15 protein-coding genes are annotated in these 20238 nt (G+C 55.6%); 9 read left to right on the forward strand and 6 right to left on the reverse strand.

All coding sequences use genetic code 11. From position 1 onward, the window contains the following. Window positions 1-3 precede the first annotated feature (3 nt). Together PQG80_RS07395 and PQG80_RS07400 are read left to right on the forward strand one after the other, a co-directional pair. Window positions 4-636, forward strand: coding sequence for an alpha/beta fold hydrolase (locus PQG80_RS07395; RefSeq protein ID WP_271750616.1), 633 nt, complete (start codon window positions 4-6; stop codon window positions 634-636). Further along, the gene (locus tag PQG80_RS07400) at window positions 563-2884 is read left to right on the forward strand and encodes a histidine kinase (protein ID WP_271750617.1); all 2322 of its coding nucleotides are present in this window, start codon (window positions 563-565) and stop codon (window positions 2882-2884) included. Before PQG80_RS07395 ends, PQG80_RS07400 begins: the two co-directional genes overlap by 74 nt. 79 nt (window positions 2885-2963) lie before the next feature. On the opposite strand, the gene PQG80_RS07405 is transcribed toward PQG80_RS07400, so the two are convergent. The 5 genes from PQG80_RS07405 to PQG80_RS07425 form a co-directional block, all read right to left on the reverse strand. Beyond that, window positions 2964-4163: a trans-sulfuration enzyme family protein gene (locus PQG80_RS07405; RefSeq protein ID WP_271750618.1), complete on the reverse strand. Its 1200-nt coding sequence runs from the start codon at window positions 4161-4163 to the stop codon at window positions 2964-2966. A gap of 30 nt (window positions 4164-4193) precedes the next feature. Beyond that, window positions 4194-5024 (reverse strand): carbohydrate ABC transporter permease, encoded by an 831-nt coding sequence (locus PQG80_RS07410; protein WP_271750619.1) that lies wholly within the window; start codon window positions 5022-5024, stop codon window positions 4194-4196. Continuing rightward, complete coding sequence (locus PQG80_RS07415; protein WP_271750620.1) at window positions 5025-5900, reverse strand: carbohydrate ABC transporter permease; 876 nt, start codon at window positions 5898-5900, stop codon at window positions 5025-5027. Window positions 5901-5992: 92 nt separating this feature from the next. Beyond that, the gene (locus PQG80_RS07420) at window positions 5993-7354 is read right to left on the reverse strand and encodes an ABC transporter substrate-binding protein (RefSeq protein ID WP_271750621.1); all 1362 of its coding nucleotides are present in this window, start codon (window positions 7352-7354) and stop codon (window positions 5993-5995) included. Between the two features lie 182 nt (window positions 7355-7536). After that, window positions 7537-8220, reverse strand: a complete 684-nt coding sequence (locus tag PQG80_RS07425; protein ID WP_271750622.1) for a FadR/GntR family transcriptional regulator — start codon at window positions 8218-8220, stop codon at window positions 7537-7539. A gap of 202 nt (window positions 8221-8422) precedes the next feature. Here PQG80_RS07425 and PQG80_RS07430 point away from each other — a divergent pair, with 202 nt between their 5' ends. Together PQG80_RS07430 and PQG80_RS07435 are read left to right on the forward strand one after the other, a co-directional pair. Continuing rightward, complete coding sequence (locus PQG80_RS07430) at window positions 8423-10435, forward strand: glutaminase family protein (protein WP_334219810.1); 2013 nt, start codon at window positions 8423-8425, stop codon at window positions 10433-10435. 158 nt (window positions 10436-10593) lie between these two features. Then, on the forward strand, window positions 10594-11082 hold the full coding sequence (locus PQG80_RS07435) for a DinB family protein (RefSeq protein WP_271750623.1): 489 nt from the start codon (window positions 10594-10596) through the stop codon (window positions 11080-11082). A 12-nt stretch (window positions 11083-11094) separates the two neighbouring features. Here the strand turns inward: PQG80_RS07435 and PQG80_RS07440 are convergent, their stop codons facing one another. Continuing rightward, window positions 11095-12477, reverse strand: coding sequence for an MFS transporter (locus PQG80_RS07440; protein WP_271750624.1), 1383 nt, complete (start codon window positions 12475-12477; stop codon window positions 11095-11097). A gap of 147 nt (window positions 12478-12624) precedes the next feature. Here PQG80_RS07440 and PQG80_RS07445 point away from each other — a divergent pair, with 147 nt between their 5' ends. From PQG80_RS07445 to PQG80_RS07465, 5 genes are all read left to right on the forward strand, one after another. Then, window positions 12625-13593, forward strand: coding sequence for an AraC family transcriptional regulator (locus PQG80_RS07445; protein WP_271750625.1), 969 nt, complete (start codon window positions 12625-12627; stop codon window positions 13591-13593). Between the two features lie 214 nt (window positions 13594-13807). Further along, a complete protein-coding gene (locus PQG80_RS07450; protein WP_271750626.1) occupies window positions 13808-15496 on the forward strand; it encodes a CehA/McbA family metallohydrolase in 1689 nt (562 codons plus the stop codon). 110 nt (window positions 15497-15606) lie between these two features. After that, on the forward strand, window positions 15607-17217 hold the full coding sequence (locus tag PQG80_RS07455) for a response regulator (RefSeq protein ID WP_271750627.1): 1611 nt from the start codon (window positions 15607-15609) through the stop codon (window positions 17215-17217). A gap of 41 nt (window positions 17218-17258) precedes the next feature. Beyond that, a complete protein-coding gene (locus PQG80_RS07460; protein ID WP_271750628.1) occupies window positions 17259-19004 on the forward strand; it encodes a sensor histidine kinase in 1746 nt (581 codons plus the stop codon). A 338-nt stretch (window positions 19005-19342) separates the two neighbouring features. Beyond that, window positions 19343-20206 (forward strand): ABC transporter permease, encoded by an 864-nt coding sequence (locus PQG80_RS07465; protein ID WP_271750629.1) that lies wholly within the window; start codon window positions 19343-19345, stop codon window positions 20204-20206. Window positions 20207-20238 lie beyond the last annotated feature (32 nt).

Raw genomic sequence — 20238 nt, forward strand, 5'->3', positions numbered from 1 at the left:
CCATTGCCAGTCGCCAAGCTCAACGAAACGTCGCTCTACTATGAATCGCAAGGAAGCGGAACGGCCATCTTCTTTATTCACGGGCATGGCTGGACCCATCGCATGTTTAAGCTCCAGCTCGATCACTTCTCCAAGCATTACCGGGCGATCGCCTGCGATCTGCGCGGCAACGGCCAATCGGGCGAGCTGAGGCAGTCGCCGGACGAGATTATCGATACGCAGTGCCTGGATCTGCTCCTGCTCATGAATATGCTCCATATCCGGGAAGCCGTCTTTGTCGGCATCGCTTATGGCGGCTTGATCGTGCAGCGGATGGCCGGCCAATATCCGGAGCGGGTCCAAGCCATCGTCATCGCCGACAGCTTCTGCCGCAGCGACGTATCCAGGTTCATCGGCAAGCTCCAGCTGGCCGCGGCGTATATGAGCTGGATGGATTACTACGCGCCCGGGGAGCTGATGCTGCCGTCGCTGCGGCTCGCCTACCGGCACTGGGATCTGACTTATCGCGAGCTGAGGCGCAATATGCGCAGGCGGCGCGTTCTTCGCGGGAGGAGGGTTATGGATGACGCCGTATCGGCGCAAGACGCCGGAAGAGATCTTGTACTCGATCATGCGGCTGCATCGGGGGCGCCTTAAGATCCTCATCGGCGCGGTGAGCGGATCGGGCAAGACGTACCACATGCTGCGGGAGGGCAATCTCTTGAAGCAGCAGGGGATCGACGTCGTGATCTGCGCGGTGTCCACGATGCGGCGGGCGGATACCGTGGAGCAGACCTTGGAGCTGGAACGGGTGCCGAGCATTCACTGGTGGAAGGACGGCAAGGAGCAGAAGGATCTGCCTCTGGAAGCGCTGCTCGCCCGCAATCCGGAGGTCGTGCTGGTGGACGGTCTTGCCCATCGCAACCGCAAGGAGGCGCAGTTCAGGACCCGGCTAGAGGATATCCGTTACTTGATGGATCACGGAATCAGCGTGATTACGACGATCAACGTCTACGAGCTGGAAGGGGAAGACGAGATCGTCTTCAAGCTGACCGGGATCCGCGCGGAGGATACGGTGCCGTCCGATACGCTGGAGCTGGCCGACGAAGTCCGGCTCATCGACGTCTCGCCGGAGACGATGCTCAAACGGATCGACGAGGGCATCCTGGGCGATCGGGCGAATCCGGCGATGTGCCGCCGGGGCAATCTCGGCGTGCTGCGGGAGATCGCGCTGCGGCTGATGGCCGAGGGCGTTAACGATTCGCTGGAGAAGCACCGCGAGGCGCAGGGGCTCGTCGGCCCGTCCGGCGCGGCGGAGCGGATCCTCGTCTCCGCGCAGTACCACTGGAACGGCTCGCTTCACGTGCGTAGAGGGCAGCAGATCGCCAGACGTCTGAACGGCGAGCTGATGGTGGTGACCTTCGTGCGGCCCAAGCGGGCCTTGACGAAAGAACAGCAGGTATTCAAACGTTCCATTCAGAAGCTGGTGGAGAAAGTGGATGCCGCGTTCGAGGAGATTCCGCTCGCGCGCTTGCGCAAGCTGCCGGCGCTGCTGGTACGTTACGCTACCGCGAATAACGTCACGCGCATCGTCATGGGGCACTCCAACCGCAACCGCTGGCAGGAGCGATGGCAGGGCAGCATCGCGAACCGGGTGCTTCGCAAGACGAGGAACATCGACGTATTCATCATGGCGGATCGCGCCGCGCACGCAGGCGAGCGCATCCTGCCGGTCAAGCCGAAGCCGAGAGCCGGAGCGGACACGTTCCGCCGTCTCAGCACGGGGGAGATCGAGAAGAAGATCGAGACGATCCGTCGCGGTACCTTTAAGGTATATATTGGCGCAGCTCCCGGCGTAGGCAAGACGTTTAAGATGCTCCAGGAGGGCAATTTGCTGCTTGGCAAGGGGATCGACGTCGTCGTTGGCTTGTTGGAAACGCACGGAAGAAAGGAGACGGCGCAGCAGGTCGGCCAGCTTCCTATCGTGCCAAGAGCCAAGTTGAGCTACCAGTCGGCGCGGCTGGAAGAGATGGACACGGACGCGATCATCGCGCGTCAACCCGACGTCGTCCTCGTCGACGAGCTGGCGCATACGAACGTGCCGGGGAGCCGGGACAAGAAAAGGTACGAGGACGTCATACGCCTGCTTAACAGCGGCATATCCGTTATATCTACGGTCAATGTGCAGCATCTGGAAAGCCTGAACGACGCGGTGGAGCAGTTGACCGGCGTGCGCGTCCGGGAGACGGTGCCGGATGCGATGCTGAAGCTGGCGGACGAGGTCGAACTCATCGATGTCACGCCGCAAATGCTCCAGCAGCGGATGCGCGAGGGGAAAATTTACGCTGCGGAGAAGGTCGACCAGGCACTAGGATCTTTTTTTAAGATCGGCAATCTGATCGCGCTCCGGGAGCTGGCGCTGCGCGAGCTGGCGGACGACGTGGACGAACGCCTGGAGGCGTGGGACCGCAATACCTCCCTGCGCGGAATCTGGCGAAGGCAGGAGACGATCTTTGTCTGCGTGGACCTGGGCCCGAGATCGGAGCGGCTCATACGCCGAGGCTTCCGAATCGCGCACAGGCTTAAGGCTGCGTGGCATGTTCAGTACGTGGGGAGAAGCGACGATACGGATAGCGAGCGCGAGAAACGGCTTGAAACGCTGCGTCAACTGTGCGAAAGGCTGGGCGGGAAGCTGGAAGCCGCTCCGCTCGCACGCGGCGGCGACGGCATCGGCGAGACATTGCTGAAGCGAATGACCGAATTAAACGCGACCTTGCTCATCGTCGGCCAATCCCGCAGACCGTTATGGCATTCCTTGATCAAGGAGACCGTCGTACACTTCATGCTGCGCCGCGCGCGCGGCATCGATATGCTCATCGTGGCGGATTACGATCGGACGTCCTAATTTGCTCAAACGAACAGCCGGCCTGCGACCTAAAGAGAAAAAGGGATGAAGCAGAAACGCTGCTTCATCCCTTTTTCAATTATAACGCTTGGCCTTCCAAGGTAGGCTCATACAGCTTCGCCCAGTTCCGCTCGATGTCCGCGATCAACTCGTCGGGATCCTCGATGCCGATGTATAAGCGAACGCTGGACGGCGTGCCGCCGTCCGCATTGAGCTGGGGCGGGGCGGAGCCGACGGTAACGAGACTCTCGTATCCGCCCCAGCTCACGCCGATGCGGAAGTAATTCAGGTCGGTCGCCCATTGCTTCATCTTCTCCACGCTGTGACGCGTCACGAACGAGAACAGGCCGCCATATCCGGTCAGCTGGCGTTCGGCCAGTTCTTTCTGGGGGTAGCCTTCAAGTCCGGGATGATTGATGCGGACGACATCCGGCTTGGACGCCAGGTGCTTCGCGATCTTGAGCGCGCTGGCTTGGTGACGTTCGAGGCGCAGAGGCAGCGTCCGAAGGCCGCGCGTGATGAGAGCGGCGGTCTGCGGCGCCATCGCGGCGCCCAGATTCAGATAGCTGCGATGACCGATCAGGCCGATGAGCTCCCTGCTGCCGACCACGACGCCGCCGAGGCTGTCGCTATGACCCGAGAAGTACTTGGTGAGCGAGTGCATGATAAGGTCGATGCCCATCGCGAGCGGCTTCTGGAAGTAAGGCGTCGCCCAAGAGTTGTCGATAGCCGTAATAATGCCGTGCGCCTTCGCCAGGCTTGCGAGCGCGGGGAGGTCCTGCATCTCGAACAGCCCCGACGTCGGGCTCTCCAGATAGAACATCTTGGTATTCGGCCGGATCGCATCGGCGAATCCCTGCGTGTCCTTGCCGTCGATGAAGGTAACTTCGACGTTGAAGCGCGCCGACATGTCGGCGAGCAGCTCGCGGGTCGGGCCGTATGCCTGATCGACGCAGATGATGTGATCGCCCGATCCGACGAGCGCGAATATCACGGCGGAGATCGCGCCCATGCCCGAGGCGAAGCAGCGCGCGCTTTCACCGCCTTCGAGCAGTGCGATCTTTTCCTCCAGGTACATCACCGTCGGATTGTTGCCGCGCGAGTAGACGGAGGCGGCCAGCACGTCCTGCATCGCCTCGTCGAACTTCTGGTGGGATTCGAACGCGAAGAGGCTGCTCTGGTAGACCGGCATCGAAATGGCGCCTTGATGGCGAGTATCCACCGCATCGTGCGATACTTCCGTATAGAAATGATTCTTGTCTCTCTCGCTAGTTGTCATGTAAATCTACTCCTATCCGCAGGAACTTGCTTAACCTTTCTCTGCCCCTTGCGTCAAGCCTTCGACGATGAAGCGCTGGGCGAAGGCAAACATAATAATGGTCGGGATGACAGAGATGACGGCTCCGGCCGACATGGATCCCCAATCGATATCGAACTTGAGCACGAATGAATTCATCCCGACGGGAAGCGTCTTAAGCGAGTTCGTGTCGATAAACATGACGGCCTGGAACAATTCGTTCCAGTTCTGAACGAAGGCGAAAATGAACGTCGAAGCGATACCGGGCAGCATGACCGGAATAATGATGCGGAAAAGCGACGTAATCCGCGAGCAGCCGTCGATCATCGCCGCTTCCTCGAGACTGGCCGGTATGCGCTGGAAGAAGCCTCTAAGCATAATAGTCGAGAAGGCGATCGACCCGGTCGTGTACAGCAGGATGAGCGACAAGCGGGTGTTCGTCAGCCCCATGTTGGACATCATCAGGTACAGCGGCGCAAGAGATACGAAACCCGGCAGCATCTGCGTGAGGAAAAACGCGAGCATGATCTGCTTGTGGCCGCGGAACGAAAAGCGTGCCATCACGTACGCGCACAGAATCGAGATGATAATGACGGCGACGGCGGACACGATCGATACGAACAGGCTGTTCATGATATAAATATGAAACTTGGAAACCGTGAAGATACGATCGAAGTTATCAAGAGAGAAGGTTTTCGGCCAATACGAGATCGGCAGCTTGAAGATCTCGCCTTTCGGCTTGAGCGACGTGATGACGATCCAGTACAGCGGAAACACCATCACGATCAGATGCAGCGCCAGATAGATGATTTTTAATCCTTTAAGCGTCGCTTTGGCGGCCATTTAGAAGTCACCTACTTTCTCGGACTTCGTCACGAACAGATAGAAGATCGTGTACAGCATCAGGATCACGAGCATAATGACCCCGATCGAGGAAGCCGCTCCATAATTGCCGGCGAGCAGTCTCTCCATCAGGAGGGAGGACAGCACGTGCGTGCTTCCGGCAGGACCGCCGTTGGTCATGCCATAGACGAGCGCTGGGTCGTTGAAGATCCAGATGACCCGCAGAAGCGTCGTAGCGATGATCGTCGGCATGATATAGGGCAAGGTGACGTTGAAGAATTTTCGGACCCCGTTCGCGCCGTCGATATCGGCTGCTTCGTACAATTCGCCAGGCACGGACTGCAGCGCGGCGAGAAGCATGATCGCGAAGAAGGCGATGCCGTACCATACGTTTGCGACGATAACCGAGAACATCGCCCAGCTCGGGTCGGACAGGAAGCCGATTCGATCGTCGATGAGGCCTATTCTGAGCAGCAAGTCGTTGATTACCCCGTATTGGGAGTTAAACAACCACTTCCAGATCAGACCGATCAGGAATCCGGACAGCGCCCAGGAGTAAAATACGAAGCCCTGGTAAACGCCTCTTCCGCGGAACTGCTTTTTCAGCATAAGCGCGAGCGCAAGTCCGATGATGAATTGAAAAATCAGCGAGAAGAATACCCAATAAACGCTGTGTTCAAGAGCGGAGAGGAATTTGCTGTCCTTGAACGCATTTTCAAAGTTCTCCAAACCGACGAAGTCGGTGTTGTTGAGGTTGAACAATTCATAATGCTGGAAGGCCATGACCACGCCGCGCAAAAACGGATAGAACGTGAAAACCGCAAGCAGCAGAAAAGCGGGGAACAGACTAAGCCATATAAATGTACGCTGTTTCAATAGGAGTCACCGCCTTTAGATGCAGGGAACATGGCAGACAGCCTGCGCTGTCCGCCATATCCGCTTGTGTTTAACCCATGCGTTGCCGCTTCTTATTTAGCCGCTTCAAGCTCTGCTTTTGCGTCGACCCAGAACTTGTCCCACTTGGCGAGCGTTTCTTCTACGGTTGCTTTGCCGAGCAGCATTTGCTGGCCGGTCTCCATGGACACCGTGCCGAACTTGCCGTTGGCAGGGTAGTTGAACGGAGCCTTGTAGCTTACGAACGTCTTGGCGTCGGCCGTCATATCCAGCAGCGTCTTGTAAGGACCGGATTTGAAGAATTCGTCTTCGGTCGCGGTGCTGTGGATCGGAATCGTGCCGTAGCTCTTGGACCATTCGACGTTCTGCTCGTTGGAGCTCAGGAATTCGATCAGCTTCCATGCCGCATCCTTCTTCTCGGAGAAGGAGGTGACTGCCCAGCCTGCGCCGCCGGAGTTAATCAGCGCTACGCCGGTCGGGCCGACCGGCATCGGAGCCGTCGCCCAGGTTCCTTCTTCCATGCTGTCCTTCAGCGTATTGATGACGTCCGGATCCTGAAGCAGGAACGCGGTTACGCCGGAGGTGAAGGCTTGCACTTGTTCGGAGAAGCCCCAGCCGACGGAGTCTGCAGGCGAGCCTTCCTTGAAGAGCTTGACGTACAGATCGACCGCTTGCTTGGCTGCCGGGGAAGAGTAGATCGACTTGCCGCTGTTCAGGAACATGGCGTCGTTCGTATTCACGTCTGCGCCGTTGTAAGCGAGGACCATCGCATCCGGAACGCCGTTCGCGCCGGAGCCGCCGCGGAAGGAGAAGCCATAGCGGTTCTTGGACTTGTCGGTCAGTTTGATCGAGGCGTTGACGAGATCTTCGTAAGTCTTCGGCACTTCGATTCCCGCTTCCTTCAGCCAGTCGGCGCGGTAGAACAGTTGGCGCTGATACAGACCGTTGGAGATGAAGTACAGCTTGTCGCCGATGCTGCCTACGTCAAGGGCCGTTTTCGTCATCGTGGAGAATTCGCTCCAATTTTTCGTAAACTCGTTAAGGGGTTCCAAGTATCCGTTGTTGACGAACTCGGCTACGTTAAGGTCGCGCGCTTCGACGATGTCGATATCTTCCTTGGCTGAGAGCATCGTGCGGATCTTATTGTCTGCTTGGTCGAACGGCGGCGAGATCAATTCGACGTCGATATTGGAATTGGCTTTTTCGAATGCGTCGATCATCGATTGAAGCATGGCTGTACGGGTGTCAGAGGTCAAGCTTTCGATCATACGGAGCTTGACTTTTTCTCCGCCGTTGGCGCTGCCAGCGGAAGCGCCGGCCGAAGCACCCGACGAATTGTCGTTGTCGTTACCGCCGCAAGCGGACAATACCAGCGCAAGCGCTACCGAGGAAATACCCAGCTTTGAAACCGTTTTCATTCCGTTTTGTGTAAACAATTTAATTCCCCTCCTTCTATGGATACCATACCGGCTGGATAGCTATCTAACTATCTAACTATCAACCTGTATGATAGGTTAATCGTATGTCTCCAGATATTTTTTGTCAACAGTTTTGTTACGTAGGTGTTAATATTTCTTACAAACATTTATTCAATCATGCCATAAATTAGTAACCGCTTTCATACTTCATAGGCTTTTATAATTTCTTCCAGGGAATTCATGAGTTTGTCGAATTCCGACAACGCCTTCGGTACATCGTGAGCCGCGATCGCCTCGAACATCGTGAAGTGAAAGGGATAGGTCGCATCGAACAATTGCGTATTGCCCAAAGGCTTGTCGAAAAACTTGTTGTAAAGAACCGAAAACGAATTCAGCACGCTTTCCAAAATCGGATTCGCCGCAGCCTTGATCAGGAGTTGATGGAAGGCCAGATCAATCTTGGACGTGCTTTGACCCCCTTCCTTTAACCTGCGGTATTCGTTCAGACAGGCTTCGATCTCCTTGATCTGCTTCGACGTAATGCGCCGCGCGGCCAGCTCGATCGCCTTGCCTTCAAGCGCGCGCCGGACATCGAGGATCGAGAGGAGCGAATTGCGCTCGATTTCGATCTTGACTTTGCCCGTGAAGCGGAACGTATCCATGTCCTTTACGAAAACGCCTTTACCGTTCTCGATCTTGACGATCTCGTTCGCTTCGAGGTATCTGAGCGCTTCGCGCAGCGAAGAGCGGCCGACGCCGAACATCTCCGTCAACCGGTCAACTGAAGGAAGCTTGTCGCCTTCCTTCAGTTCCTTTTCTTGAATATAGTTTTGCAGCTCTTGAGACACCTGTTCGTATAAATGTATTTTCTGAATCTTCTTCATGAACCTTTCCTTCTTCCCTGTTCACCTATCAGACAGGTCAATCATAGTCAAAATCCCCTATAATGTCAATCGGAATCGCAGCCGATCGGCGTTAACATAATGGTAACTCATTGGTTATCAATTAACATTTAAGTTGACAATAGAAAGGGAACTATTTATCATAACTGTATTCGCTTACATTGAGCAAAAGAGGGATAAAACCATGCCAAACAACCTCAGACCGCCCGCCGTGCCGCTCGTGACGATCGATCCGTATTTCAGCGTATGGTCCATGGCGGATCGGCTGACGGACGATGATACCAGGCATTGGACGGGCAAACGGAACGCGATGACCGGACTGATCCGGATTGACGGCGTTCCCTGGCGATTCGCCGGACGGGTAGAGCCGGATCCCGAGCGGTACTATGCGGAGCCGCAGGCCATGCATCAGAAGGCCCTGCAGCTGTCGCCGTTGTCGACGACGTACATTTACGAGCAATCCGGCGTGTCGCTGACGGTTAAGTTCACGAGCCCGCTGCTGATGGACGACTTGAAGCTGCTCTCCCGGCCGGCCTCCTACGTCTCCCTTTCTGTCCAAGCCTTGGACGGCAAGCCGCACCGGGTCCAGATTTACTTCGACGTTACGGGCGAATGGTGCGTGGATACGAGCGATCAGAAGGTCGTATGGGGCCGGGAGAAGAAGGGGCATTTAACCGTTTTGCAAATGAGCCACGAAGAGCAGCGCATCCTGAACCGCTCCGGAGACGACGTACGCATCGATTGGGGGCATTTTTATCTCGCCGCATGCAGCCCGAGGATTCGAGCCGGGGTCGGTCCGGCCTCCGCGCGCAAGACCTTCGTAAGCGACGGCGCCTTCCGGGAGGACGCCGAATGGCCGATGCCGCAAACCGTGCGGGAGTCGACGCCGTCGATGGCCTGCGTCTGGGAGCCGGATACGGTGGCTTCGGAGGCGCAGTCCGAGCTGCTCGTACTCGCTTACGACGATTTGCGCGCCATCGAGTACTTTGGCGAGCCGCTGGAGGCCTATTGGAAATCGGATGGCGCGACGACGCTCGGGATGCTCGAGGCTGCCTTCGCCGAATATGGGGAAATTCTAGAGCGCTGCCAGGCATTCGATAGACAGCTCGTCGAAGAAGCGACCGGCGCCGGTGGGGAGAAGTACGCGGAGCTGCTGACGCTCTCCTACCGCCAAGCGATCGCCGCGCACAAGCTCGTGTCGGGCCCGGACGGCGAACTGCTGTTTTTCTCCAAGGAATGCTACAGCAACGGCTGTATCGCGACGGTCGACGTGAGCTACCCTTCGATTCCGTTGTTCCTGCTATACAATACCGAGCTGGCCAAGGCGATCCTGCGCCCGGTTTTCAAATACGCGGCAAGCGATGCCTGGACCTACCCGTTCGCCCCGCATGATGTCGGTCAGTACCCCTTGGCCAACGGCCAAGTCTACGGCGACAACCGGCTCGAGGACCAGATGCCGATCGAAGAGTGCGGCAACATGCTCATCATGACGGCGGCCATCTGCCGCGCGGAGGGCCACGCGGGGTTCGCCGAAGAGAACCTGGAGCAGCTGGCGCGCTGGGCCCGTTATCTGCTGGACAACGGTCTCGATCCCGCCGAGCAGCTGTGCACGGACGACTTTGCCGGCCACCAGGCGCACAACGCCAACTTGTCGATCAAGGCCATCATGGGGATCGCCGGGTACGCCGACGTGCTGGACCGGTTGGGCCGATCGGAGGAAGCGGAGGCATTCCGGTCCTCCGCGCGGTATATGGCCGGGGAATGGCAGCGGCTGGCGCAGGACGGGGATCGGTATCTGCTTGCCTTCGAATCCGCCGGCACATGGAGCTTGAAGTATAATCTCGTATGGGACGTGCTTTGGGATATGCGTTTGTTTCCCGAGGAAGTCGCGGCGCGGGAGATCGCGTGGTACCTGAGCAGCAACGAAAAATACGGCGTTCCGTTGGACAGCCGCGCATTCTATACGAAATCGGATTGGCTGGTCTGGGTCGCTTCGATGGCGACCCGGCGCGAGGACTTCATTCGCCTGATCGAACCGCTGTGGGCGTTTGCGAACGAGACGCCGGACCGGGTACCCTTTTCGGACTGGTACGATACCCGTACGGCGAGGCAGATCAATTTTCAGCATCGCAGCGTGGTGGGCGGCCTGTTTATCAAGCTGCTTCGAGAAAGAGGCCTTGCAGGCAAAGGCGCATAAGGGCAATGAAGAAAGACCGGGCGGCAACCGCCCGGTCTTTGCTGTGCGTCGATGCTTCGGAGAGAAGCGGTCTTAAATTTGAGGAAAGCAGCAATTCAAAAGAAATGGCCTGCCGCATCTTATCTTATAATCGGGTTATCACGGAGGAGAGAATCGTAATGAGCGTCATTCAGTTGTTAGTAGAAGAACTACGCCGGGAAGCGTCGTCGACCCGCCGCCTCATCGAGATCATGCCCGAGGCGAGTCTATCCTGGAGGCCGCATGCCAGATCGATGTCGCTGGGGCAGCTTGGCCTGCATCTGGCGGGCTTGCCCGAAGCGGTGGCTTTGATGCTGCAAGCCCCGCTTCATGAAGTGCCGACCGTACCGCTGCCGGAAGCGGCATCCGTAGCGGAGATCGTCGCACGGTTAGCGCATGCGACGGCCGCGGCGGAGACCCTACTGGGCGAATGGAGCGACGCGTACCTCCAGGAGAACTTTAGCTGGACGCTGCAAGGGACGGTGATCGCCGCGACAACGCGATACGAGCAGGTTCGTTCAACGCTTCTCAATCATGTTTATCACCATCGCGGCCAGTTGACCGTCTATCTCCGGCTGCTCGACGTGCCGATCCCCGGCATATATGGTCCTAGCGCCGACGAACGGTGAATCGGAGATGCCTTAAGCTTGTCTGCGTCCCGTACGCAAGCAGAAAACCGTAACGGCCATGGCGGACGCGAGCAGGATGGCGGATCCCCACAAGGTATGGGATACCGCATGCGCGAATTGGAGCTTGGACGGCTGATCGTCATGAACCGCCATGTTGAAGACGGTAATGAGCACCGCCAAGCCCAGCGAAGCGCCGCTCTGGTGCGCGACGTTAATCAGACCTGATGCGGCGCCGGAATCGCGAGGATCCACGCCAGTGAGGCCCATTGCGGTGAGCGGCTGGAAAACCATGCCGGCGCCGATCCCCATAACCGTCATCAGGATGAACATTCGGGGGAAGAAGTCCGCTTGCGCGGCGATCATCTGGCTCATCCACAGCGTGCCCAGGATGGCCAGCAGCAAGCCGGCCGCGAGTACGTTCCGGTTCCCATAGCGGCGAATCAGCCTTTGCATCACGAACATCATCCCGAACTGAGCGGCAGTAAAGGGCAGAAAGGCAAGGCCTGCTTCAAGCGAGCTGAGTCCGAGAACGTTTTGCAAATATTGCGGGATAAAGAAGAAAAGCGAAAAATTGCCGCTTACCAATAAGAACCTGCCCAGGTAAGCCCCCGACCGCTGCCGGTTCGCGAACAATCGCAGCGGGACGATCGGTTCGCCCGCGCGGGCTTCGATCGCCACGAATGCCGCCAGCGACCATATTCCTGCGCCGAGCCAGAGCCAGGTCCCCGTCTCTCCCCAGCCGCGATCCGCAGCTTGTACGAAGCCGTATACCAACGCCGTCATGCCGACGACGGACGTCAGCGCGCCTCCAAGATCGAATTTTCCGGTCCTTGTCGCCGAGCTTCCGACAAACCGCCATACCAGATACATTAAAACGATGCCGATGGGCACATTGATAAACATCCCGACGCGCCAGGTAATAAAATCGGTGAAAAACCCGCCGAGCAGAAGACCGACCCCGCCGCCCGCGCCGGCGACCGCGCTGTACATCGCGATCGCTCGCGATCGCTCGCGTTCCTCCGTAAAGGTCGCCGACAACAAAGCGAGCGCGGCAGGCGTCGCCAATGCGGCCGCAAAGCCTTGGAAGGCCCGGGAGACGAGCAAAAACTCGGCCGAAGGGGCCAGCCCGGCGAGGAGCGAGGTCAGCGTAAAAAGTCCGATGCCGGCGCCAAGCATCCTTCTGCGACCGATCAGATCTCCAGCCCGTGCGCCGAGCAGCAGAAATCCGCCGAAGGCCAGAATATAACTGTTCTGGACCCAGGTCAGGCCAGTGGTCGACATATGAAGCGTACGGCCGATCTCGGGGATCGACGTCACCATAATGGAGGCGTCGAGCACGACGAGCAGCTGGCACGCAATAATAATCGTCAAGATCATGCTTTTCGACGTATGCATTTTTCATGTTCCTTTCCTGATTAGAAGTAACGGTGCTGGAGCTAATTATGGATGGAATCGGCCGCCGGAAGTAGACCGTTCCTGCCTGGTTATTGCCTAAAACTGCAAACCGGTTATATAATGCGGATAGGACGGAGGTCGATCGACATGACGGAATCCGGATCGGATGGCCGCGCGACGCTAGAAAAGCCGGTGTCGATTCATAAGAAAGCATTGAAACAGCTGCTCGTCATGACGGATCGGAACGGCTTGGCGGAAGGACGTACGCCGACCATCGTTCCGTTTCTGTCCATCGTGAAGCGCAGCAGCGACACCTGCCGAAGCCCGGGCGTACTGACGCCTTCCTTTTGTCTGATCCTTCAAGGCGGGAAAAAGCTATACTTGGGGCATGAGGTTTATTATTATGGGGCAGGGGACTACTTGGCCTCGCTGATCGATATCCCCGCGTCCTCCCAAGTCGTAGGAGCGACGGAGGAATCGCCTTATATCGGATTGCGCATCGATTTTACGACGGAGGAGATCGCGTCCGTGGTCATGGAGGCCGGCGTCAAGTTAGAGCCTGTCGAGAAGGGATTGAGCGCCGGAGCGTTTATCGGCAAGTCGGATGCCGGACTGCTCGAGCTCTTTTCCCGGCTGCTGAAGCTTCTGGATAAGCCGAACGAAGCTCGATTTCTGTCCGAGCTGCTTAAGAGGGAAATGATCTTTAATCTGCTGTCGGGCGATTTCGGGCATTTGTTTTTCCAAAAGGTGCTGTTCGATCAAAGAGCGGACGGCGTGGGCAAAGCGATCCAATGGATCAAGGAAAACTATGCGCGGTCGTTTACCGTAGAGGAACTTGCCAAATCGTGCAATATGAGCACTTCCGGCCTCCATCACAAGTTTAAAGCGATCACTACCATCGGCCCCCTGCAATATCAAAAGCAGCTTCGTCTGCAGGAAGCCAGGCGCATGATGCTGAGCGGTCCGGTGGGCGCGACGACCGCGGCGCTCGCGGTCGGTTACGAGAGCCCGTCGCAGTTCAACAGGGAATACCGGCGGTTGTTCGGGTTGCCGCCGCTGCAGGATATCAAAGCGATAAAAAAGTCTTCCGCCGCGTGGAGTTTCGAGGATCGCTGAACGATAGGCGTAATACACGAATGGAGCTCGCCTCATGGGCGAGCTTTTTTTGCGGACGGATCTGCCTTTATATGTATCGAAAATGTTTGTTTTTATCTCCCCGGAAGCGGCGAAGTGTGAACGATAGCGATACGGTTCGATGGATATTTGAATGGTTGGCTCATTCCCTGCTTATATAATGGATCTATAGCGTATCGGGAATGGGAGGATCGGGATGAAATTAAAGGTGCATGCGTACGACGAAAACAGGAATCCGATTTTTTGTAAAATCGATCTCTATCGACTCCCGGCCGAAGGCGAGGCAGCCGCGGACCGGCATCGCATCGAAACCGTATATTGCCGCGGAGGGCATGACTTCGAAGTGGAGGCCGGCGTTTATGCCATCGAAGGCCATAAGGGAAAGCTGTTCGTGCCTGCGCAGGAAACGGCGGTTCTGCGCGAGCGCGACGCGCAGGTGACGTTATATTTAAAGGAGATCGTCGACACGAGAAGCCTCGGTCTGTACGCCTTCGACGCTCACTCTCATGTCGCGCGCAGCGAGAGATCGAGTACGGGGAACCTGGAGAGCGCCTCGGCGGTCATGAGGGGCGAGGGCTTCGATTTCTTTTTCGCCGGATCGCCTTATGACGCCGAGATCTTGATGGAGGATCTTAACCCGCCGCTCGCGTACGATAACGTCCCGTACCGGGAGAAATATCGCGAGGTCTTAAGAGCCGTGAGCGACGCCGAGTTTATATTGGATATCGGCAACGAGATCGTCAAGTGCCGGTACGGTCATACGTTTCTCATGAATTACGAGCAGAAGCCCCCGTTCAGCCGCTACTACGACCGGGCATGGGATCCCTGGCTCTTCACCAAGGTCGGAGAGGAGCCCGGATACGAGATCCTGTATCCATATGAGGCGCTTGCGCAGGAAAGAGGCGGCAACTCGGTCGCGGTCGCTGCCCATCCGACGAGCTGGTGGGATCATAAGGGAGAATTCATTACCAATATCGCCACCACTCTAGGGTTCGATATTCTGGCGCGATCGATCGACGCGATGGTCATTATGGGGTATGACAGCGACCACGTCCACTATCAGAAGCTGTGGTACGAGGTGCTCGACCAGGGATATTTTATGCCCGGCGTAGCGGAAATGGATCTGACGTTCGATTCGATCTCGCGAAAGCATCTCCAGTTCAAAACCTACGCGTACGCGGACGCGTTCAGCATCGACGCATTGTGCACGGCCGTCAGAGCGGGACGCAATATCGTCTCGACCGGGCCCATCCTGCAGCTTACCGTAAACGATCAAGGACCCGGGGCCGTACTGAACTATAAGGAAAATGAAGCGTTTGAGATCAAGGTCGAAGCCGTCGGCTGTTATCAGGCGCCGCTCCGCAAGATTCAGCTCATCGTGAACGGCGAGGTCTGGAAGGAATATATGACGGACGATGCGCGCTTCGAACAAAAGGACAAGCTGCACGTGGAGCGGGACAGCTATATCATAGCGAAGTGCTATGACGGGGCCGGTAACGTCGCCATCGCGAATCCGGTGTACGTCCGGAACGAGCCGTTCGAGAATCGGGACTTCAAGTCGGACCTGACCGTGCGGGTCTTCAAGGATGGCAAGCCGGCTGAAGGACGCTTCTGGATCGGCGGGCAGCCGGAAAAGGCGCCGTTCTCGGCGCGTATCGGCTGCCGGATCGGGGTGGCGGACCACGTCCATATCGAGGTCGGCGGCGTCGTTCGCACCGTCAAGCTGTTCGAATTGCCCGAGCTGCAGGCGATATTCAAAAGCTTGTATTTCGGCGATTTCAATCGGGACCGTCGTTATGCGCCCGGAGAAGTGCCGGCCTCGGCCTTTGAATTGGCGCGAATCAAAAAACTATTAAGCGAGGTCGAGCTCGAGGTGGAATTTTAAGGGCGATATTTTTATATCCAATTGATATAGGTCTGTTATAGTATTTGCATATTGAATGCTTGCATGTTGAGAGACGGAACGCCACTTTGGGGAAAAGGAAATCGCCGCCTATGATCAAACTCCTGATCGTCGAAGATAACGACTTCGAACGCAATGCCCTGCAAAATTACATGAACTGGGACATCCTCGGCATCCGGCAGGTGGAGACGGCCTTCAACGGGCTGGACGGGCTGGAAAAAGCGCGGGCGCTCATGCCCGATATTATCATCAGCGACGTCAAGATGCCCGGCATGAGCGGGATCGAGATGGCGAAGAACATCATCCAGTTCTGCCCGCACGTCAAGATCATTTTTTCCAGCGGCCATGAGGATATCAGTCTGATGCAGGAAGCGATGGAGGTCAGGGCTTACAGCTACTTGATCAAGCCGTTGAAGCAAGAAGAGTTGACCGCGCTGATCAAGAAGACGACCTCGATCCTGGTCGACGAGAAGCTCTCGAGTGTCGAGAACAACAAGATGATCGAGCAATTCAACAACAACCTTCGTTATTTGCAGTCCAAGTTTCTGGAGGAGTTAATCGTATCGGGTAAAAGCGCCGACGATTCCAGATCGTTGTACGTGCAGGCCAACGATCTCAAGCTGAGAATGATCGGCATGTACAAGCTGGCGCTGATCGAATTCAATTTCGGCGAGGATACGGATATCTTCGAGAATTCCAACATATTGAACGTCATTCTGTACCGGCTCGAAGGCATCGGCAACCGGAAAAACGCGATTTTCCTGAAGAAATCGGGGAAAGGGCTTATCGTGCTGCTGCATACGCTGGTCAAAGGCGAGGCGGAAGAAGCCAGAATCATCGGCGAGATTCAAAATGAAATCGAAGGCTTGGCCAAGGAGAACAGCTTTAAATATATTATAGGCGTCAGCGACCTGTTCGCTAATCTCGACGAGCTCCATCTGGCTTACAAGCAATCCCGGACGGCCGCCAGAAGGAAAATAGAGCTGGGCTACGGACGTATCGTCTATTATGCGGAGAGCATCGAAGCGCTTGCCGCAACGCATGAAAAGGAGCCGAAAAACGCGAAAGCGGCGATCTCGCAATTGATCGACCAGGTATGCGCGGGAGACGGCAACGAGGAGGAAATGAACCGCCTGGTTCAATTCATGCTCGTCGATCCCAACAAAAATTTCGATCACGTACAGAGCTTGTTTATCTATCTCTTCTCCAGCTTGTCCACGCGGATGGCGGCGACGGGCGACAGCTTCGAGAAAATCGCCGAAGAAGAGGTCGCCATCTTCAAGACGATCATCAATGCCAATACGATTCCGGATATCATCCTGTACGCGAGCAAAATCCTGATCTCCGTCTCTTCGTACATGGGCAGGAAAAAGCTCAATAAAGACGATTACATCATCCAGGAAATCTTGCAAATTTTGAATCACGAATACCGGGAACCGATCACCCTCTCTTACCTCTCGGACAGGGTCTATCTAAGTCCCAACTACCTCCGGATCTTATTCAAGGAGAAAATGGAGATCAGCATCCAGGAGTATCTGACCCGGCTGCGGATCGGCAAGGCTAAGGAGCTGCTCAAGGAAACCCGATATAAAATTCACGAGGTCGGCGAGAGGGTTGGCTACGAGAACAGCACCTATTTCAACATCGTCTTTAAAAACTACGTTCAGATGACGCCCGGCGAGTACCGGAACAAGCACATGTAAATGACAGGCGTGCATGGCTGCGCAGAAGGTGATAAGCGGAGATGGAGCTCGCGGACAGGAAAAGAGATTTTAAGTTTTTTCATATCATACTGACGTTTAATATTGTCATGGTCCTCGTCTGCTCCGTGACGATCAGCTGGATTATATCCGGCAGATTAAACCGGACGCTGAACGATCAGAACGTGGAATTCATGCGCTACGCGACCTCCCAGGCGCTGAACGGCATCGAGAATATCATGAAAAACTGCGAATTGACCGCCAGGAACATCTATTCCGACGGTACGATCTCCAGTTTTTTTCTAGGCAAAAGATCCGGCAGCGTCGACTATACGCTTTTCCATCAGTTTATGGATATCAATGGTATATTCGAAAATTATGTCACGACGAACAACGATATTAAAAGCATTACCATCTATAAAATGGACCCCGACCTGATCACGGACGGCAAAAACATCAAGAGCATCGAGAGCTTCAGCAGACAAGATCTCATGAAGAAGGCGGTCGACGCGCGCGGAAAAGACGTATGGGTCACCTTTGACGAGGACGGCGCGGGGACGAAGATCCTCTTGCTGAAGTACATCAATATTAATCTGCCGGGCGGCGTGCTGGCCATCGAACTCAATCAAGAGAGATTAAAAAGTCTGTATAAGGCGGACGGCAACGCGAAATACCTGATCTATCTGCTGAGCGAGGGGGATATCGTATTCAGCTCCAATCCGCAGGTATGGATCGGGAAGAAGACGCTGGACGACGTGGAAAACCACGCAGAGAGCAATCAGGCTTTCGCGAAAATCCAGCAGGGGAACGACTTCTACTATTCCTATTACGGGAAAATCAACAATGCCTTGACCTCGGTGATCCTCTACGACGCCTATCAGCTGGAAAAGGAAAAGCGGTCCATCGGGAAATATGTGTTGTTATGCACCTGCTTCTTCGTGCTGATCGGCGTGCTGCTCGCGATCCTCTTCTCCAAGCGGTTCTCCCGCAGCATCGAGAAGCTCGTCAATAAAATCAAAGCGATCGAAATCGGACGCCTGCATATCGTTCCGGGTCATAACCGGATCCGCGAGGTGGCCGCGCTCGATCAAACGTTATGCAGCATGGCCCTCAGGATCGAGGGTCTGACCGAGGATATCACGCGTACGGAGCGGCAAAAGGTCGAGAGCGAGATCAAATATTTGCAGATGCAGATGAACCCGCATTTTTTGTATAACCTGTTATCCGCGGTCAGATGGATCGCCTTCGGCAAAAACGAAAATAAAATCGTGACGATCATCGACTTGCTCAGCGACTTCTACAAGATCGTACTCAGCCAGGGAAGGGACATCATCCCGATCAAATCGGAAATCAAGCTGATCGAGTATTACGTCGCCCTGCAGAACCTGTGTCACAGCGATCAGATCCGATTGGACGTGCGGGTGGATCCGGCTTACGAAGAGCTGCCGATCAGCAAAATGACGATTCAGCCGTTCGTGGAGAACAGCATCGTCCACGGCCGCATCCACGGGAAAATCATCCGCATCGTCGTGGATATCCGCAAAACGGACGAGCACTTCGCCATTACGATCCGGGACGACGGCATGGGCGTCAAGGACAGCTTCGTCGAGTATATCGAGCGGCTGAACCAAGGGGAGGTGCCGGACAACAGGGTGGGGTACGGCGTCACGAACACCTTTATGCGTCTCAAACTGTTCTATAGCAACGCCAGCATCCATATTTACCCCGGCAACCCGGGGACGGTCGTAGAGATCCGGTTTTCCGTTGACAGCAATCGACAGTTGGAATGAAGCTATTGTCCCAAGGCAGACGCCTTCCCGGCCGCTTGAGAGCCTAACCGGGAGCGTCTGCTTTTTGAGTTGTTCGTCCTTTCATATGTGAGCATACGACAAAAAAAGACTTTTATTTTTAATGATTATGTTTATATGTATGCTTTTTTATTTAGAAAACGCATTCATATCCCAATATGATTCGATAAATCCTTAAATTGAACTGGGACCGGCGCGCCAGCATAATTGAGTTATGAAAGCCGGCGCTCGTTCAAGCGGAGCCCGGGATACAACGGGGATAGGGGAGGAATTCGTTGAGCGTTCTAAAGAAAATGAAAAGGCAAAGAGTCCATCTTCTCTTGTTGGTACCCTTTATCTTATTCATGGTGATCTTTAAATACGGTCCGATGTACGGCTCGCTGCTGGCCTTTAGAGAATTTTCCTACCGGACGCCTTTTGGCGGAGAGTGGGTCGGACTCAAGTATTTCAAGGCGTTTTTTAACAGTCCCGACTTCTCCTACGTCATGCGCAATACGGTCGTCATCAGCTCATTGGGCCTTGTGTTCTCTACCATTGCGGCCATCGTCTTTGCGATTATGATCTGCGAAGTAAGGAATGCCATGTACAAAAAAGTCGTGCAGACCGTATCTTACCTGCCGCACTTTATCTCGTGGGTCGTGGTAGCGGGGATGGCGATGACGATCTTCTCCATCGACGAGCTGGCGCCGCTCAATTCCGTGCTGCTCAAGCTGAATCTGATCGACAAACCGATCAACTTTCTGGGAGACGCGGATCATTTCTGGCCCCTGGTCACCAGCCTCAATGTGTGGAAAAACGTCGGCTGGAATTCGATCATCTATATCGCGGCCATCACCTCCATCGACAAGCAGATGTACGAATCCGCCATGATGGACGGCGCCGGCAAGTTCAGACAGATTACCAGCATTACGCTGCCTGCCATTATGCCGACGATCATCCTGCTCTTCACGTTCGGCCTGGGCTACATCCTGAACGCCGGTTTGGACCAGCAGCTGTTCCTTCAGAATCCGATGAATATGAAGCACTCCGAGGTGCTCGACACTTATGTTCTGAAGTATGGCTTGCAGCAGGCGGCGTACTCCTATGGAGCGGCCGTCGGATTGTTCAAAAGCGTCGTCGGTCTGGTGCTCATCGTCATTTGCAACTATTTCTGCAGAAGATTTTTGAAGACGGGCATTTTCTAGGGGGCGAACCTGGATGTCAGTCATGGAGGAAC

Origin of the sequence: Cohnella rhizoplanae (assembly GCF_948329515.1) — a bacterium.
GTDB lineage: Bacteria > Bacillota > Bacilli > Paenibacillales > Paenibacillaceae > Cohnella > Cohnella rhizoplanae.

Coding starts and splice junctions, on each gene's coding strand:
- PQG80_RS07400 (WP_271750617.1), top strand. CDS start 563: ATGACGCCGTATCGGCGCAAGACGCCGGAAGAGATCTTGTACTCGATC.
- PQG80_RS07405 (WP_271750618.1), bottom strand. CDS start 4,163: ATGACAACTAGCGAGAGAGACAAGAATCATTTCTATACGGAAGTATCG.
- PQG80_RS07410 (WP_271750619.1), bottom strand. CDS start 5,024: ATGGCCGCCAAAGCGACGCTTAAAGGATTAAAAATCATCTATCTGGCG.
- PQG80_RS07425 (WP_271750622.1), bottom strand. CDS start 8,220: ATGAAGAAGATTCAGAAAATACATTTATACGAACAGGTGTCTCAAGAG.
- PQG80_RS07430 (WP_334219810.1), top strand. CDS start 8,423: ATGCCAAACAACCTCAGACCGCCCGCCGTGCCGCTCGTGACGATCGAT.
- PQG80_RS07435 (WP_271750623.1), top strand. CDS start 10,594: ATGAGCGTCATTCAGTTGTTAGTAGAAGAACTACGCCGGGAAGCGTCG.
- PQG80_RS07440 (WP_271750624.1), bottom strand. CDS start 12,477: ATGCATACGTCGAAAAGCATGATCTTGACGATTATTATTGCGTGCCAG.
- PQG80_RS07445 (WP_271750625.1), top strand. CDS start 12,625: ATGACGGAATCCGGATCGGATGGCCGCGCGACGCTAGAAAAGCCGGTG.
- PQG80_RS07450 (WP_271750626.1), top strand. CDS start 13,808: ATGAAATTAAAGGTGCATGCGTACGACGAAAACAGGAATCCGATTTTT.
- PQG80_RS07455 (WP_271750627.1), top strand. CDS start 15,607: ATGATCAAACTCCTGATCGTCGAAGATAACGACTTCGAACGCAATGCC.
- PQG80_RS07460 (WP_271750628.1), top strand. CDS start 17,259: ATGGAGCTCGCGGACAGGAAAAGAGATTTTAAGTTTTTTCATATCATA.